Origin of the sequence: Microbacterium sp. ZW T2_14, from assembly GCF_044987405.1 — a bacterium.
Taxonomy (GTDB): Bacteria; Actinomycetota; Actinomycetes; order Actinomycetales; family Microbacteriaceae; genus Microbacterium.
Map to the genome: position 1 here is coordinate 94909 of NZ_JBJDRK010000006.1, position 16560 is coordinate 111468.

The 16560-nt window shown below is 71.0% G+C and carries 10 protein-coding genes, 1 tRNA gene and 1 other RNA gene; 6 read left to right on the forward strand and 6 right to left on the reverse strand.

Annotated features, from left to right (window positions below):
* Positions 1-80 precede the first annotated feature (80 nt).
* The 5 genes from ACI3KY_RS03720 to ACI3KY_RS03740 all read right to left on the reverse strand — a co-directional run bounded on the left by ACI3KY_RS03720 (position 81) and on the right by ACI3KY_RS03740 (position 6852).
* Complete coding sequence (locus tag ACI3KY_RS03720; protein ID WP_404928861.1) at positions 81-1991, reverse strand: heavy metal translocating P-type ATPase; 1911 nt, start codon at positions 1989-1991, stop codon at positions 81-83.
* A 173-nt stretch (positions 1992-2164) separates the two neighbouring features.
* Positions 2165-2252: transfer RNA gene (locus tag ACI3KY_RS03725), tRNA-Ser, on the reverse strand.
* Positions 2253-2293: 41 nt separating this feature from the next.
* The gene (locus ACI3KY_RS03730; protein WP_404928862.1) at positions 2294-4576 is read right to left on the reverse strand and encodes a DUF3488 and DUF4129 domain-containing transglutaminase family protein; all 2283 of its coding nucleotides are present in this window, start codon (positions 4574-4576) and stop codon (positions 2294-2296) included.
* The gene (locus ACI3KY_RS03735; protein WP_404928863.1) at positions 4563-5822 is read right to left on the reverse strand and encodes a DUF58 domain-containing protein; all 1260 of its coding nucleotides are present in this window, start codon (positions 5820-5822) and stop codon (positions 4563-4565) included. Before ACI3KY_RS03735 ends, ACI3KY_RS03730 begins: the two co-directional genes overlap by 14 nt.
* 7 nt (positions 5823-5829) lie before the next feature.
* Positions 5830-6852 (reverse strand): AAA family ATPase, encoded by a 1023-nt coding sequence (locus ACI3KY_RS03740; RefSeq protein ID WP_404928864.1) that lies wholly within the window; start codon positions 6850-6852, stop codon positions 5830-5832.
* Positions 6853-7061: 209 nt separating this feature from the next.
* Here ACI3KY_RS03740 and ffs point away from each other — a divergent pair.
* Positions 7062-7158, forward strand: an RNA gene (gene ffs, locus ACI3KY_RS03745) — signal recognition particle sRNA small type.
* Between the two features lie 37 nt (positions 7159-7195).
* Here ffs and ACI3KY_RS03750 read toward each other — a convergent pair.
* A complete protein-coding gene (locus ACI3KY_RS03750; protein ID WP_404928865.1) occupies positions 7196-7867 on the reverse strand; it encodes an NUDIX domain-containing protein in 672 nt (223 codons plus the stop codon).
* A gap of 80 nt (positions 7868-7947) precedes the next feature.
* Here ACI3KY_RS03750 and pta point away from each other — a divergent pair, with 80 nt between their 5' ends.
* The 5 genes from pta to ACI3KY_RS03775 all read left to right on the forward strand — a co-directional run.
* A complete protein-coding gene (gene pta, locus ACI3KY_RS03755; RefSeq protein WP_404928866.1) occupies positions 7948-10092 on the forward strand; it encodes a phosphate acetyltransferase in 2145 nt (714 codons plus the stop codon).
* A gap of 115 nt (positions 10093-10207) precedes the next feature.
* Positions 10208-11443, forward strand: a complete 1236-nt coding sequence (locus ACI3KY_RS03760) for an acetate kinase (RefSeq protein WP_404928872.1) — start codon at positions 10208-10210, stop codon at positions 11441-11443.
* Positions 11444-11558: 115 nt separating this feature from the next.
* Positions 11559-12290 (forward strand): HAD family hydrolase, encoded by a 732-nt coding sequence (locus ACI3KY_RS03765; RefSeq protein WP_404928867.1) that lies wholly within the window; start codon positions 11559-11561, stop codon positions 12288-12290.
* Entirely contained in the window at positions 12287-14812 is a 2526-nt protein-coding gene (locus tag ACI3KY_RS03770) for a glycoside hydrolase family 65 protein (protein ID WP_404928869.1), read from the forward strand. Before ACI3KY_RS03765 ends, ACI3KY_RS03770 begins: the two co-directional genes overlap by 4 nt.
* 55 nt (positions 14813-14867) lie before the next feature.
* A partial coding sequence (locus ACI3KY_RS03775) for a DNA polymerase III subunit gamma and tau (protein WP_404928870.1) occupies positions 14868-16560 on the forward strand: 1693 nt, incomplete at its 3' end.

The following is a 16560-nucleotide window of genomic DNA, read 5'->3' on the forward strand; positions in this document are numbered from 1 at the left end:
AAGGTCCTGTGCCTCGCGCGGCCGGACTCGGTATCGTCAGCGCGTTCGAGCGTGCCTCTGCTCAACGGTGACGGCGGCGGTCACACCTCTCTCGGAAGATCGGCGAGGGTCTCGCGTACCGGACTGCCGTCTGCCGGGAGTTCGCTGATCGGTCCGCGCAACGCCCGCAACGCGTAGAGGATCGTAGCCAGGTCGACGAGCTCTTGGATGAGCGCCCCCGCCACGGCGGGAATGACACCGGTCATCGCAACGATCATCAGGCCGATGCTCAGCCCGATGCCGATCCAGATCGCCGTGAGTGCGACGCGCACCGTGTGCCGCGCGATCGAGACGGCGTCGACGACCTTCGCGATCGAGTCGACGAGGATGACGACGTCCGCGGCATCCCCCGCTGCGGTCGCACCCTTCGCGCCCATGGCGATTCCGATGTCGGCGGCGGCGAGCACCGGCGCGTCGTTCACTCCATCGCCCACCATCATGACCGGACGCGGGCTCAGCTCGGCTGCGAGCTGCACCTTCTCGCCGGGGAGCAGCTCCGCGTGGATCTCGTCGATGCCGACCGCGTGCCCGATCGACTGGGCTGTGGTGTGGGCGTCCCCGGTGAGAATGGTGATCCGCTCCACCCCATTGCTTCGCAGCCACGAGATGACCGCCCGCGATTCGGGTCGGGGTTCGTCGGCCAGGACGATTGCTCCCGCGTACCGCCCGTCGACCGCGACATACGCCGCGGCCTGACCCGGGGCGAGGTCGGTTCGCTGCGTGTCCGGAGCGATCGACGCGATGTAGGCAGGTTTGCCGACGACGACGGTCCGTCCGTTCATGCTCGCGGTCACACCGTTCGTTGCGACTTCGCTCGCATCCTCGGCCGTGACGAGCTCGAGCCCTCTCTCGGCTGCGGCTTGGCGGATTCCGTCGGCGAGCACGTGAGTCGAATACTGCTCGGCGGATGCCGACAATCGCAGCAGTTCGTCGGGGAGGAAGCCGTCAGCGGGACGCACCGCTGCCAGTGCGGGCTTACCCCGAGTAAGGGTTCCGGTCTTGTCGAAAGCCGCCGACCGCACTGTGGCCAGCTGCTCGATGACCGCCCCGCCCTTCATGATCACGCCGGCCTTGGCCGAGCGCGACAGGCCGCCGAGGAATGCGACGGGCGCTGCGATGAGGAGAGGGCACGGCGTCGCCAGCACCAGCACCTCGGCGAACCGGGTCGGATCGCCCGAGAGTGCCCACGCGGTCGCGGCCAGTACGAGCGAGACCGCGGTGAACGGGATCGCGAACCGGTCGGCGAGGCGGACCACCGGCGCGCGAGACTCCTGCGCTTCACGGACGAGCGCGACGATCTGCTGGTACTGGCTGTCGGCGCTGCCACGGGCCGCTCGAATGCGCACGATCCGGGTGCCGTTGATGGCGCCGGAGAGTACCTCGTCGCCCGTCGTCTTGCTGACGGGAAGGCTCTCTCCGGTCAGCGAGGATTCATCGAATGCGCCGTCATCGGAGAGAAGAACCCCGTCCACAGGGACGATCTCCGCCGGCCGCACGAGCAGGATGTCGCCGACGACAACGTCGTCGACCTCGACATCCACCACTTCCTCTGGCCGCGGTCTGGCGTCGCCGGCGCGTTCGACGATGTGTGCGATCCGGGGGGAGCGGTCGAGCAGCGCCGTGAGGTCGCGCTTCGCTCGCCGCTGCGCGAAGTCCTCCAGCGCCTCGCCTCCCGAGAGCATGAGGACGATGATGAGCGATGCGATGTACTCGTCGACCGCCAGGGTGGCCACCATCGCGACCACCGCCAGGATGTCCAGCCCGACGTGGCCGTTCAGCACGTCGCGGACCATGCCGACGAGCGTCCAGACCACCACTGCGCCGACCCAGGCAACCGCGATCCAGCGGGCGAGGGCGGACTCGCCGGCCGCCACGAGTGCGAGCACGCTGCCCAGCACGATCACGGTCACCGTGATGACCGGATAGGTCCATACCGCGCGAAGCAATCGCATGGGGCTCAGTCTCGCGGATCGCGGAGGATGTGTCAGATCCGGCCGGGCTCTTCGTCGCGATTCGGCGACGGTGGTTTCGGGATCGGGATAGGGATCGGAGCTCGCACGCGGCGAGCCCCTCTCTTCTGCGACGGCGAACGACACGCCAGCCCTTGAGAACACGGGGATCGAAATGGCGGAGGATGGGGGATTCGAACCCCCGAGGGCTTGCACCCAACACGCTTTCCAAGCGTGCGCCATAGGCCACTAGGCGAATCCTCCAGGAGGCCCCGGAGGGCCGCCGACCATCCTACCCTGCTCGGCTACCGTGCCCGAACCGGCGCCGTTCCGGCGTAGACGCTGCCGGGGCGGATGATGAGCGATCGCGGCGCGACCAGGGCGAGGATCCGTCGCGACGGCGGCACCGACGCCAGCAGTGCGGAGCGCACCGCACTCGCGGCGTCGGCCGCGGCATCCCCCATCCACTGCGAGCGCGCGCCGGCACGCGAGTAGCTCGCGCGCTCGATCGCGAGCACGGCGGTGCTCATGTCGGATGCCGGTGCCCCGTGCTGCTCGACGAGCCGGCGTGCGAACGCGCGCGGCGTCTCGCTGGCCGGCACGGAGATGCCCACATCGATCGCCGCCTCCTGCACGGACTGCCACGCCGCCGCCGCGTCGCCGCTGCGCGCAGCGGCGTCCTGCTGACGACGGCGCAGCTCGCGGAGGAGGAACGGGAGGGCGAGGAGCACGACCAGCGCCATGACCACCCCGAGGATCGGCAGAGGGTCGAGGCCGGTCTGCGAAGCCGCGCTCGCCGCTTTCTGGCGCTCTTCTTCGAGATCGATGCGGGCGCGGTCCCCGGGAGCCGTCGGCGTGGCGCTGGACTGCGGGGTGGCGGCATCCGGATCCGTCGGCTGACCCGGCAGTGCCGCGTCGGACGAGAACGTCGTCGGCACGCCAAGGCCCGACGTCGGCTCGAACGCGATCCAGCCGATGCCGTCGAAGTACACCTCCGGCCACGCGTGCAGCTGCGAGCTGTACACGGTGAAGACCGGCTGTCCGTCGATGCTCTCGGTCGTCGGCGTTCCGGGCAGGTAGCCGACCACGATGCGCGACGGCATGTGCAGCGTCCGCGCCATCAGGGCGAACGCCGATGCGAAGTGCACGCAGTAGCCCTCGCGCACCTCCAGGAACCGGGCGACGGCTTCGGCGCCGCTGCCGTCGAAGCCCTCCTCGACGGGTGCGTCCAGCGAGTACTTGAAGTCCCCCCCGCGGAACCAGCGCTGCAGGGCGGTGAGCCGGTCGTAGTCCGTCGTCGCATCCGCCGTCACCTGCAGCGCGAGCTCTCCGATCAGCGGAGGGATGTCGGTGGGCAGCTCGGTCGTCTCATCGCGCACCTGCGAGCCCACCGCGGTGGTGGCGCGCACCTGCTCGAGCGAGGGACGCGCCGGGGCGTACGCGACCTCGTAGGACTGACCTTGCGTCGAGCCGCTCGTCGAGGCGACCGTGTGGTTGTAGGGAACAGCGCCCCACAGTCCCGCATTGAGACCGCTGAGGCCGACCGCCGGGTAGGGCACCGGCGCCCAGGGCGAGTCGAGGTTGATCACTTCGACGTTGGCGGTGTAGTCCGCGACACGGATGCCGTCCTCCGCGTCGATCGCGCCGAAGGGGCTCTCCGCGGCGAGGGAGATGGTCTGGGCCCGATCCGGCTCCCACACGCCGCCCTCGAAGCGCGACAGCGTCGTCGCGCGCAGATAGGGGATGGACGGCGCGTTGGTGCGGAGCCGGAGCACTTCGGCGTCCTGCGGGCGGCGCAGGTCGTCACCGAGCTGTAACGTCGCGTCGATCCCCGGGCCCGGACCGATGCCGGAGCCGGCCCGCGCCCCCGGCTGCGGCAGCACCGGCGTGGCCACGACGGCCACGACGATCGCGATCGCGCCGATTCCGAGAGCGGTCGCCGGGACGCCGGCGGTGCGCTCCGCCTCGCGCTCCATCGGCTTCTCGCGCGAGCGGGTCTCCGACCGGATGAGGAAGAGGATCGTCATCGCGAGGAACACGAACCCGACCACGTCGACGTCGCTCGGTGCCGCGATCGCCGGGATGAGTGACACCGCGACGATTCCGACGGAGGCGAGGAGCGGCATCCGTGCCGTCACGGCCACGTGGTCGACGATGATCGTCAGCAGTCCCATCGCGCCGACCACGACGAACGCCAGCGACAGTGTCGGTTCGAGCGGCGCCGCACCCACCGCGATCTGCTCCATCGCCGACCCGACCAGGAGCGGAACGGCGCGCAGCGTGTCGAGCGTCGGGATCACCCAGAGCAGGGCGGTGTCGCGCAGGAAGACCAGGGTCATGAACACGACCCATACCGCCGCCTCGATCAGCGTGACGGCGACGGCGGGGAGCCGGTAGCGGCGGGCGCTGTAGCCCGCCGCGAGGACCATCGTGGCGAGCAGCAGGGCTCCGATGAGCCACCACCCGGGATCGATGACGCGCACCACCGGCAGGAGTGCCGCCAGCAGGGCCGCCAGGATCGAGATCGTCAGCAGGCGCTCGCCGCCGCGGCCGCGGGCGATGCGGGCAGCAGTCTCAGCCGAAGACATGGTGCACCCCGCGACCGATGGCATTGGCCCATGCGACGCCGAGGTCGCGATCGGGCCCGATGGAGGCGACATGCCAGCCGTGGTCGGCCGCGATGTCGAGCGCCTCGCCGATGGGCGCCGCCGCGAGCAGGAGCGGAAGCGTGCTGTGGTGCGAGACCGGTCCGACCGCCACGGCGTCGGCGGGGTCGAGCCGGCCGACGATCACCACGACGGGCCCCGTCGACACGCCGGCGAACAGCCGCGGCAGGCGGGGGAGTGCGTCGTCGCGGTGCGCGGTCACGGTGGCGAACTGCACCAGCATCGCGTCCACGGCGGTCATGTCGCCGCCGTCGATGCGGTCGGCGAGCACCGTGCCTTCGGAGTCGAGCACCTCGACGGCATAGCCGTCGTGCACGAGCCGGGCGACCGCCGAGACGCACGCCGAGACGCCGGCTTCGAAACCGGGGTCGGCGCCGGGCGCGCGCAGGGCGTCGGCGGACCAGCGCAGCGCCGCCCGATCCAGCACGACTGTCGCCTCTGGAGTCGACTCCTGCTCCTCCTGCCGCACCATGAGCTCGTCGCGATGCGCGGTCGCGCGCCAGTGGATGCGGCGCATCGAGTCGCCCGAGGCGTACGGGCGCGCGACGAGGTTGTCGGCGCCTTGACCGGGCTGGTCGGTCGTGGTGTGCAGCAACCCGCCGGTGGCGCCCGCGTAGTCGATGAGCGGCGGCAGGTCGACGACCGCGGGTGCGACGGTGACCGGCGTCCGCTGGCCGAACACGACAGTGCGGCCGGCGAGGCCGAAGGGGTCCGACGTGCGCACCGTGAGCGGGCCGATCGAGTGGACGCCGCGCCGCGCGCCGGTGAGCGTGTACGCGAGCTCGATGCTGCGCACGCCGCCCCGCTCGCCGCCGCGCAGTCCCGATCCGAGCGCCGGGAAGGGGCCCTCGGCCTTGCCGCGGAGCCCTTGCGGCAGGGCGTCGCGCCACGTGCCCGGTGCGGTCGGCAGCGCGGTGCGCACCTCCACGCGCACCGAGACCCGCGACTCGCTGCCGACGGACGCCACATCCGGAACGAGTGAGCGCGTGACGATGTCCGTGCGCCGGCCGACGTACAGCGAGGCGACGCTCGCCGCGACGACGGCCAGCAGCAGGATGCCGAAGTACATGAGCTCGACAAGTCCGGCCTCGTTCGCGACGATGAAGCCGGCGATCGCGAGGACCACCGCCCCGGTTCCCCGGACGGTCAGCGGCCACACGCGTCTCATGATCAGCTCACTGACGGGCAGCGATCGGCACCCGCACGTTGGCGGCGATGCGCTCGAGGATCGTCGCGATGGCATCGGCCGCGCTCCCCCCACGTGCGCCGCCCGCGGCGCGCGTGGGGATGAGGCGATGCGCGAAGACCGCGGCCAGGAGCGCGGTGACGTCGTCGGGGATGACGAAGCCGCGGCCGTCGAGCGCAGCCCACACCTTCGCCGCACGCACGAGCTGCAGGGTGGCACGCGGACTCGCGCCCAGCCGCAGATCACTGTGGGTGCGGGTGGCCTGCGCGAGGGCGACCGCATAGTCCTCGATCGCCGGTGCGACGTGCACTGCCCGTGCCCACGCGACGAGCCCCGAGACCTCGTCGGCCGAGACCACGGGCGCGAGAACGTCGAGCGGGTTGGCGGCGTCGCGCTGGCGCAGCATGAGCGCCTCGGAGCGCGCGTCGGGATAGCCCATCGAGATGCGCATCATGAAGCGGTCCCGCTGGGCTTCCGGAAGTGCGTAGGTGCCCTCCATCTCGAGGGGGTTCTGGGTCGCGACGACGAGGAACGGCTCGGGCACGTAGTGCGTCCGGCCGTCGACGGTCACCTGACGCTCCTCCATGGCTTCGAGGAGTGCCGACTGGGTCTTCGGGGAGGAGCGGTTGATCTCGTCCGCGATGACGATGTTGGCGAAGATGGCGCCGGGCTTGAACTCGAACTCGCGATCGACCGGATTGAAGACGCTCACCCCGGTCACGTCTCCGGGCAGCAGATCCGGCGTGAACTGGATGCGGCGGACCGTCGCGTCCACGGAGGTCGCCAGGGCGCGCGCGAGCATGGTCTTGCCGACGCCGGGCACGTCCTCGATGAGCAGATGCCCCTCCGCGAGCAGGCACACCAGGGCGCTGCGCACCGCGTCGGGCTTCCCGTCGATGACCGTGCCGACCGCATGCAGGATCGCGTCCGTGATGCGGGCGAATCCCTCGGCCGTGAGGGCGCCGGCGGGCGCCTCCGGTCCCCTCCGGGCATCCGTCGCGGTGTCGACCATCAAGGCCTCCTGTTCCGCCCGTGAGCGGGCGGGTGGGCGGGTGTCTGCGGGCGTCCTCGCCCACGGCTCGATCCTATCCGCGGGGCGCGTGCAGCGGCACTGGGAGAACGCTGGATGCCGCAGCCCGGCGTGCGCTCCCAGAGCGACCGTCCCGGCTCCTCCGAGAAGTGGTGTGTGACATCACTCCCGCGCGGAGCGGTTAGACTGTCGGAAGCTCTCCGCGAGGCGGCATCCAGGCCAACTCCCCCAGGACGGAAACGTAGCAAGGGTAACCAGGCTCTGCCGGGTTCGCGGAGAGTCTTAATTTTCCCGGCGCTTCGACAGACTCAGCGACCGGATCGGCTCAGGGGCCGGCGGCGAAGGGGCCGTCGAGCACCGCCCACTGCAGCAGCATGATGGTCTTCGCATCCTGGATCCGGCCATCGCGCACCATCGCCAGCGCCTCGCCGATCCCCAGCTCGAGCAGCTCGATGTGCTCGCCCTCCTCCTCGAGACCGCCGCGGTCGCCGGTGCGCGCCGAGCCGTCGTAGCGGGCGGCGAAGAAGTGCAGACGCTCGGTGACCGAGCCCGGGCTCATGTACACGTCCCACACGTGCTCGAGCTCGCCCACCTCGACGCCCGTCTCCTCGGCCGCCTCCCGGCGGATCGCGGTCGCGGGATCGTCGTCGTCGAGGAGCCCCGCCGCCGTCTCGATGAGCATGCCGTCCGGGTGGTCGTTGACGTAGACGGGGTAGCGGAACTGGCGCGTCAGGAGCACCGTGCCCCGGTCGGGGTCGTACAGGAGCACCGTGGCACCGTTGCCGCGGTCGTAGGTCTCGCGCTGCTGCGTCTCCCAGCGGCCGGACGGGTCGCGGTACTCCAGAGTCGTCCGCCGCAGCACGTGCCACGCGGAGGCCAGCACCTCGACATCCGTCACGCGGACGTCCGCGTTGCGCTGCAGGTCGCGTCCGGTCCGATCGAGACCGGTGCGGCCGCGGTGATCGGGGACGTCGATTCCGGGCCGCGGTTCATCCATGCCTCGAGCGTAATCCGGCGTGCGCCGTGGTCCGGCTCGAGGGCTGCCGCGGCATCCGACTCCGCCCGTAGGCTGGGGTCGTGGCCCAGAGCATCTACATCACGTCGGCCGAAGGCCACTCCGGGAAGTCGACCGTCGCGCTCGGCGTGCTGGATGCGCTGAGCCACGCGACGGCGCGCGTCGGCGTCTTCCGGGCCATCGCGCGGTCGACCGTCGAGCGGGACTACGTGCTCGAGATGCTGCTCGACCACGACGGCGTCGACCTGCCGTACGACGACTGCATCGGGGTCACGTACGACGACGTGCGGACGGATCCGGATGCCGCGCTCGCGACGATCGTCGAGCGCTACAAGGCCGTCGAGGCCCAGTGCGACGCCGTCGTCATCGTCGGCAGCGACTACACGGACGTCGGCAGCCCGGCCGAACTCGCGTACAACGCGCGCATCGCGGCGAACCTCGGGGCGCCGGTGCTCCTGGTGCTGGGCGGCCGTTCGGCGCAGAACCAGACGCAGCCCGAACAGCTCGGCTCATCGCTCGCCCGCACCGCCGCGGAAATGGGCCAGATCGCCGATCTCGCGCTCGCAGAGCTGCGCCACGGCCGGGCCAAGCTGTTCGCCGTGGTCGCCAACCGCGCCGAAGCGGGCAGCGCCGACGAGACCATCGCCGCGATCCGCCGGTCCGTCCAGGCGCACCTCGGTGAGCCCACCGTGCCGTCCTCGCCGGTTCCGGTCTGGGCGATCCCCGAGGATCGTCACCTGGTCGCACCGTCGATCCGCGGGATCATGCGCTCGGTCGACGGCGAGCTGCTCGCCGGCGACCCCGACCTGCTCACCCGTGAGGCGCTGGCCGTGGTCGTCGCCGGCATGTCGATGGTGAACGTGCTGCCCCGGCTTCTCGAGGGCGCCGTGGTCGTCATCCCCGCCGACCGCTCCGAGGTGCTGCTGGCGACGCTGCTGGCCCACGCGTCGGGCACCTTCCCCTCGATCTCAGGCGTCGTGCTCAACGGCGGTTTCGAGCTGCCCGAGCCGGTGACCCGTCTGATCGACGGGCTCGGATCGACGCTGCCCATCATCACCACCGACCTGGGAACGTATGAGACCGCGGCCCGCATCATGGGCACCCGCGGGCGCCTCGCCGCCGACTCGCAGCGCCGCTACGACACCGCTCTGGCGCTCTTCGAGCAGAGCGTCGACACCGACGAGCTGCTCGTCTCCTTCGGTCTGGCCCGGGCGACCGTCGTGACACCGCTCATGTTCGAGTTCCAGCTCATCGAGCGCGCCCGGAGCCGGCGCAAGCGCATCGTGCTGCCCGAGGGCGACGACGACCGCGTGCTGCGGGCCGCCGCGACGGTGCTCAAGCGCGGCATCGCCGACCTGGTCATCCTGGGAGAGCCGTTCGAGGTGCGGGCCCGTGCGATCGAGCTCGGCATCGACATCCAGGGGGCGGAGGTGCTGTCGCCCCTCGACGCGGTGCACGTGCACAGGTTCGCCGAGGAGTATGCGCGGCTGCGCGCCCACAAGGGCGTCACCGTCGCGCAGGCGGCCGACACGGTCACCGACGTCTCCTACTTCGGCACGATGATGGTGCACCTCGGCCTCGCCGACGGCATGGTGTCGGGCGCGGCCCACACCACCGCGCACACCATCCGCCCCGCATTCGAGATCATCAAGACCCGTCCGGGCGTCTCGGTCGTGTCGAGCGTGTTCCTGATGGCGCTCGCCGACCGTGTGCTCGTGTACGGCGACTGCGCCGTCATCCCCGATCCCACGAGCGAGCAGCTGGCCGACATCGCCATCTCGTCGGCCGCGACGGCCGCGCAGTTCGGCATCGATCCCCGAGTGGCGATGCTCTCGTACTCGACAGGTGAGTCGGGATCGGGTGCCGATGTCGAGAAGGTGAGGGATGCCACGGCCCTCGTCCGCTCGCGGGCACCAGAGCTCCTCGTGGAAGGGCCCATCCAGTACGACGCGGCGGCCGACGCCGCGGTGGCCGCGGCGAAGATGCCCGGGTCGGAGGTCGCCGGGCGGGCGACGGTCTTCGTCTTCCCCGACCTCAACACCGGCAACAACACGTACAAGGCCGTCCAGCGCTCCGCCGGCGCCGTGGCCATCGGGCCGGTGCTGCAGGGCCTCAACAAGCCGATCAACGACCTGTCGCGCGGCGCGCTCGTGGACGACATCATCAACACCATCGCGATCACCGCGATCCAGGCGCAGGAGGCGTGATGCCACTCTCGGTCGTCGAGCGAGCGAAGCGAGACGAAACGCAGCAGCGTCTCGAGCACGTTTCGTCTCGCTCGTTCCTCGCTCGCTCGACGACCGGAATCGGGGGGTGAGCCGCATGACCCCGGTGCTCGTGATCAACAGCGGTTCATCGTCCTTCAAGTACCAGCTGCTCGACATGGACACCGAACGCACCCTCGCCTCGGGTCTGGTGGAACGCATCGGCGAGCCGGTCGGCGTCGCCCGCCACACCGTGCACGCGGCGGCGCTCGCCGCGGCCGACGGTCCGGCGCCTGCCGTGCTCGATGCGACGCGCACCCGCGAGCTGCCGATCCGCGACCACACCGCGGGCTTCGCGGTCATGCTCGAGGCGTTCGCGGCCCACGGTCCGTCGCTGGCCGAGACGCCGCCGGTCGCGGTGGGCCACCGGGTCGTGCACGGCGGAGCCCGGTTCTTCGAGCCGACCCTCATCACTCCGCTCGTCGAGATCAACATCGACGAGCTCTCCGTGCTCGCCCCGCTGCACAATCCCGCGAACCTCGCCGGGATCGTCGCCGCCCGCGCCGCGTTCCCCGATGCGCCGCACGTCGCCGTCTTCGACACCGCCTTCCACCAGACCCTGGCTCCGGCGGCCTACACCTACGCGATCGACGCCGAGGTCGCGGCATCCCACCGCATCCGGCGGTACGGATTCCACGGCACGTCGCACAAGTTCGTCAGCGAGGCGGCCGCGGCTTTTCTCGGCCGGCCGCTCGGCGAACTGAAGCAGATCGTCTTCCATCTCGGCAACGGCGCGTCGGTCACGGCGATCGACGGGGGTCGTTCGATCGACACGTCGATGGGCTTCACGCCGCTCGAGGGGCTCGTCATGGGCACGCGGTCGGGCGACATCGATCCGGCGGTGCTCTTCCAGCTCGAGCGTCGCGCCGGCATGAGCGTCGATGACCTCGACGACCTCCTGAACAAGCGCAGCGGACTGCTGGGGCTCGCGGGCTCGAACGACCTCCGTGACATCCGCGCGGCCATCCAGCGGGGCGAGCCGCGAGCCGCGCTCGCCTTCGAGGTGTACGTCCACCGGCTGCGCGCGTACGCCGGCGCCTACCTCGCCCAGCTCGGCGGCGCCGACGTCATCTCGTTCACCGCGGGCGTCGGCGAGAACGCGCCGGCCGTCCGTGCGGGGGCGCTCGAGACGCTCCGATTCGCGGGCGTCGAGATCGATCACGAGCGCAACGAGAGCGCCGAGCGCGGCATCCGGATCATCTCGACGGATGCCTCGGCCGTCACGGTGCTCGTGGTGCCGACCGACGAGGAGCTCGAGATCGCCCGCCAGACCCTGAGCGTCGCGCGCCCATAACCTTCCCGGGGTGTCGAGCAGACGCCGGACCGCATTACGCTTGCTGGACGGCACGCTCGCTGAAACAGGCACCGTGGAGTGCCGAGTCCACCCCGCACCCGCTCCCGGAGGTTCTGTGGCCCACGACGCCCTGCCCGATCTGACCGCGTTCGACGCAGTGCTCTTCGATCTGGATGGCGTCCTGACGCCGACGGCCGAGGTGCACATGCATGCGTGGCAGACCATGTTCGAGGAGCTCTTCGCCGCGTGGGACATCACGCCGCCGTACACCGAGCGCGACTACTTCGACCACCTCGACGGCAAGAAGCGCTACGACGGGGTGGCGAGCCTGCTCCGCTCCCGCGACGTGGAGGTGCCCTGGGGCGATCCGTCCGACCCGCCGTCGGCCGACACGGTGTGCGGCATCGGCAACCGCAAGAACGCCGTCTTCGAACGCGTGCTGCGTTCCGAGGGCATCGCGGCGTACCCCGGGTCGCTGCGCGTGCTCGACCTCCTCGAGGCCGCCGGCACGCCCGCGGCGGTGGTGTCGAGTTCCAAGAACGCAGAGGAAGTCCTGGCGGCAGCCGGCATCCGCGACCGCTTCGCCGTCGTGATGGACGGGGTCATCGCCGAACGCGACCACCTGGCCTCGAAGCCGGCGCCGGATGTCTTCGTCGAGGCGGCACGGATGCTCGAGGCCGATCCTGCGCGCTGCGCCGCAGTGGAGGACGCCATCAGCGGTGTGCGCTCGGCGGCCGCGGGCGGCTTCGGACTCGTCGTCGGCGTGGATCGCGGCGTCGGAGTGCAGGACCTCATCGACGCGGGCGCCCACATCGTGGTTCAGGACCTGGAGGAATTCGTACGATGATCGACCGCGACCGCTTCCCCGTCGACGAATGGCGTCTGGTCGAGTCGTCGTACGACCTCGACGACGCCGGCGTCACCGAGACGCTCTTCGCCGTCGGCAACGGCTATCTGGGTCTGCGCGGCAACCACCCCGAGGGGCGGTTCGCGCACGAGCAGGGCACGTTCATCAACGGGTTCCACGAGACGTTCCCGATCCGCCACGCCGAGCAGGCGTACGGGTTCGCCGAGGTGGGGCAGGCGATCGTCAACGCGCCTGACGCGAAGGTCATGCGCGTCTACGTCGACGACGAGCCGCTGTCGTTGGACGTGGCCGACGTCCGTGAGTACGAGCGGGTGCTCGACATGCGCGACGGCGTCCTCCGCCGGCACGTGCGGTGGACCACGCCGTCCGGCAAGGACGTGAAGATCGACATGGAGCGGCTGGTGTCGTTCGAGGAGAAGCACCTCGCGCTGATCAGCGTCGAGGTCACGGTGCTCAACGCCGATGCTCCCGTCACCATCACCTGCCAGATCATCAACCGGCAGGACGGCGAGGACGTCTACGGCGGAACTCCCACCGCGCCGCGCAAGGCGGGATTCGACCCCCGCAAGACCGAGAAGCTGAATGAGCGCGTGCTGCAGCCGCAGGAGTACTGGCAGGACAAGCTGCGCTCGGCGCTCTCGTATCGCGCCACCGACTCGGGGATGACGGTCGCCGTCGTCGCCGACCACCTGGTCGAGACCGAGAACGAGTACAGCTCCCGTACCCTCATCGAGCCCGACATCGCCAAGAACGTGTTCCGCGTGCAGGCGAAGGCGGGTGTGCCGGTGCGCATCACGAAGCTCGTGAGCTACCACACCTCGCGCGGCGTGCCCGCGCGCGAGCTCGTCGATCGCTGCCGTCGCACGCTCGATCGCGCGCTCGCGGTGGGCGTGGACGCGATCCGGGACGAGCAGCGCACCTGGCTCGACGGCTTCTGGGAGCGCTCGGACGTGCGCATCGGCGGCCACCCCGACCTGCAGCAGGCCACGCGCTGGTGCCTGTTCCAGCTCGCACAGGCGACGGCCCGCGCTGACGGCCAGGGTGTGCCGGCGAAGGGCGTGACGGGCTCGGGATACTCCGGGCACTACTTCTGGGACACCGAGATCTACGTGCTCCCGTTCCTCGCCTACACGACGCCGCTCTGGGCGCGCAACGCACTGCGCATGCGGTACCTCATGCTGCCGGCTGCGCGCCGACGCGCGTTCCAGCTCAACGAAGCCGGAGCGCTCTTCCCGTGGCGCACGATCAACGGCGAAGAGGCATCCGCCTACTACGCCGCCGGCACGGCGCAGTACCACATCAACGCCGACGTCAGCTATGCGATGGCGAAGTACGTGCGCGCGACCGGCGATGACGAGTTCCTCTACCGCGAAGGCGTCGACATCGCCGTGGAGACCGCACGACTGTGGGCGACCCTCGGCTTCTGGCGCTCGAACGACGGGGTGGTCGACGGCGAGGGCGACACGTTCCACATCCACGGCGTCACCGGGCCGGACGAGTACACCACCGTCGTCAACGACAACCTCTTCACGAACGTGATGGCCCGCTTCAACCTGCGCTTCGCCGCGCGCACGGTGCGCGAGATGGCCGAGGTCGACGGCGAGGTCTATCGCCAGATGGTCGACCGTCTCGCGCTGGAGCCCGGTGAGCCCGAGGCCTGGGAGCGGGCCGCGGAGGCCATGCACATCCCGTTCAGCCCGGGTCTCGGCATCCATCCGCAGGATCACGTGTTCCTGGAGCGCGAGATCTGGGACCTCGAGAACACGCCGCCCGACAAGCGGCCGCTGCTGCTGCACTTCCACCCGCTGGTGATCTACCGCTACCAGGTGCTCAAGCAGGCCGATGTCGTGCTCGCGCTGTTCCTGCAGGGCAACCACTTCTCGGATGAGGACAAGCTGGCCGACTTCGAGTACTACGACCCGCTGACCACCGGCGACTCGACGCTGTCGGCGGTCGTGCAGGCGATCCTCGCGGCGGAGGTCGGCTACCAGGACCTGGCGCTCGAATACTTCAGGGAATCGATCTTCGTCGACCTTGGCGACCTGCACCACAACGCCGCGGACGGCGTGCACGTGGCCTCCGCCGGCGGCGTCTGGACGGCACTCGTCTCGGGCTTCGGCGGCATGCGCGACCACTTCGGCGAGCTGTCGTTCGACCCGCGCCTGCCCGCCGCGTGGCCCTCGCTCGAGTTCGTCCTCCACTGGCACGGCACGCGCCTGGTGGTCACCGTCACCCGCGACCAGCTGCGGGTGCGCGCCACCGACGGCGACCCCGTCGGCTTCAGCGTGCGGGGCGTCGGCTACGTCGTCGGCCCCGGCGAGGAGGTCGTGGCGCGCCTGGACGGGCAGGGTCCGGTCATCCCCGGCCGCCCGTCGCTGCGCGAGCTCGGCGACGCGCGCCGCGAGGACGGCTCGCTGCTGTCGGCCTCGGTGCCCACCGTCACCTCGACGATCCCGATCATCGTGGGCGCGGCGGATGTCGAACACGGTGCCGACGCGTGACCGAGGGCGCCCGGCGACCCGGCGCGATGTCGGCGTCACGCCGTAGGCTGGGGGAGTGACCACCGCCCTCTACCGCCGCTATCGGCCTGAGTCGTTCGGCGAGATGATCGGGCAGTCGCAGGTCACCGAACCTCTGATGACGGCGCTGCGCAGCGATCGCGTCGGGCACGCCTACCTGTTCTCCGGTCCGCGCGGCTGCGGCAAGACGACGTCGGCTCGCATCCTGGCGCGCTGCCTCAACTGCGCGCAGGGGCCGACCGACACGCCCTGCGGCACCTGCGACAGCTGCATCGAGCTCGGGCGCGGCGGTGGCGGCTCGCTCGACGTCGTCGAGATCGACGCCGCGAGCCACAACGGCGTCGACGATGCGCGCGACCTGCGCGAGCGCGCCGTGTTCGCGCCCGCTCGCGATCGCTTCAAGATCTTCATCCTCGACGAGGCGCACATGGTGACGCCGCAGGGCTTCAACGCCCTGCTCAAGCTCGTCGAAGAGCCGCCCGACCACGTCAAGTTCATCTTCGCGACGACCGAGCCCGAGAAGGTCATCGGCACCATCCGCTCGCGCACGCACCACTACCCGTTCCGCCTCGTGCCGCCGGCCGCGATGCTCGAGTACGTCGAGCAGCTCTGCGGGCAGGAGGGCGTCGAGGTCGAGAAGGGCGTGCTCCCGCTGGTCGTGCGGGCGGGAGGCGGCTCGCCACGAGACACGCTGTCGCTGCTCGATCAGCTCATCGCCGGGTCCGAGGACGCCAGAGTCACCTACGCCCGCGCGGTCGCTCTCCTCGGCTACACCCACGCCGAGCTGCTCGACGAGGTGGTCGACGCCTTCGCCGCCTCCGACGCCGCCGCCGCGTTCGCGGCGGTCGACCGCGTCGTGCAGACGGGGCAGGACCCGCGTCGCTTCGTCGACGATCTGCTCGAGCGCCTGCGCGACCTGATCGTCGTGTCGGCAACCGGTCAGGGCGCCGCAGCGGTACTGCGCGGCATCTCCGCCGAGGACCTCGCCCGCATGCAGGGGCAGGCCGACGCCTTCGGACCGTCGCGACTGTCGCACATCGCGGATCTCGTCATCGCCACCCTCGACGACATGACCGGTGCCACCTCGCCCCGGCTCCAGCTCGAGCTCATGGTCGCACGCGTGCTCGCGCGGGGCGCGGGCGGCGCCGCTGTGCCGGTGCCGGTGCCGGCCGCTGCTGCCGTGCCCGCCGCTGCCGCCTCGCCGGCGCCGGTCCCCACAGCGGCGCCGAGCGCACCGGCGGCCATGCCTGCGTCCGGCGATCGCGCGGCTGCGGCTTCTGGGCCTGCCGCGGCAGGCGTATCCGCGCCGTCACCCGAGACTGCCGCGCCGGCCGCCGCCGTCGAGGCTCCTCCGGTTCCCACCGGACCGGTCACGCTCGAGCGGTTGCAGCAGGCCTGGCCTCAGGTGCTCGGCCGTCTGGAGGACGTCAGCCGCTCGTCGTGGATGCTCGCCTCGGGCGCGCGCACCGCGGCGCTCGACGGCGACGTGCTCACGCTCGCGTTCTCGAGCCAGAGCGACGTCGCCAAGTTCAAGCAGCTCGCCGCCGGCAAGGGCCCCAGCGAAGACCTGCGGCAGGCGATCCTGGCCGTGCTCGGCATCCGCGTGAAGTACATCGCCCGCCACGACGCGGGCGGTGGGCCGGGAGGCCCGGCGGCATCCGGTCCTGCGAGCCCGTCCCCGACCGGTCCCGGACGCGAGGCGCGGCCTCGCGTCCGGGACCGGTCGGGGA

Coding starts and splice junctions, on each gene's coding strand:
- ACI3KY_RS03720 (WP_404928861.1), bottom strand. CDS start 1,991: ATGCGATTGCTTCGCGCGGTATGGACCTATCCGGTCATCACGGTGACC.
- ACI3KY_RS03730 (WP_404928862.1), bottom strand. CDS start 4,576: ATGTCTTCGGCTGAGACTGCTGCCCGCATCGCCCGCGGCCGCGGCGGC.
- ACI3KY_RS03735 (WP_404928863.1), bottom strand. CDS start 5,822: ATGAGACGCGTGTGGCCGCTGACCGTCCGGGGAACCGGGGCGGTGGTC.
- ACI3KY_RS03740 (WP_404928864.1), bottom strand. CDS start 6,852: ATGGTCGACACCGCGACGGATGCCCGGAGGGGACCGGAGGCGCCCGCC.
- ACI3KY_RS03750 (WP_404928865.1), bottom strand. CDS start 7,867: ATGGATGAACCGCGGCCCGGAATCGACGTCCCCGATCACCGCGGCCGC.
- ACI3KY_RS03760 (WP_404928872.1), top strand. CDS start 10,208: ATGACCCCGGTGCTCGTGATCAACAGCGGTTCATCGTCCTTCAAGTAC.
- ACI3KY_RS03770 (WP_404928869.1), top strand. CDS start 12,287: ATGATCGACCGCGACCGCTTCCCCGTCGACGAATGGCGTCTGGTCGAG.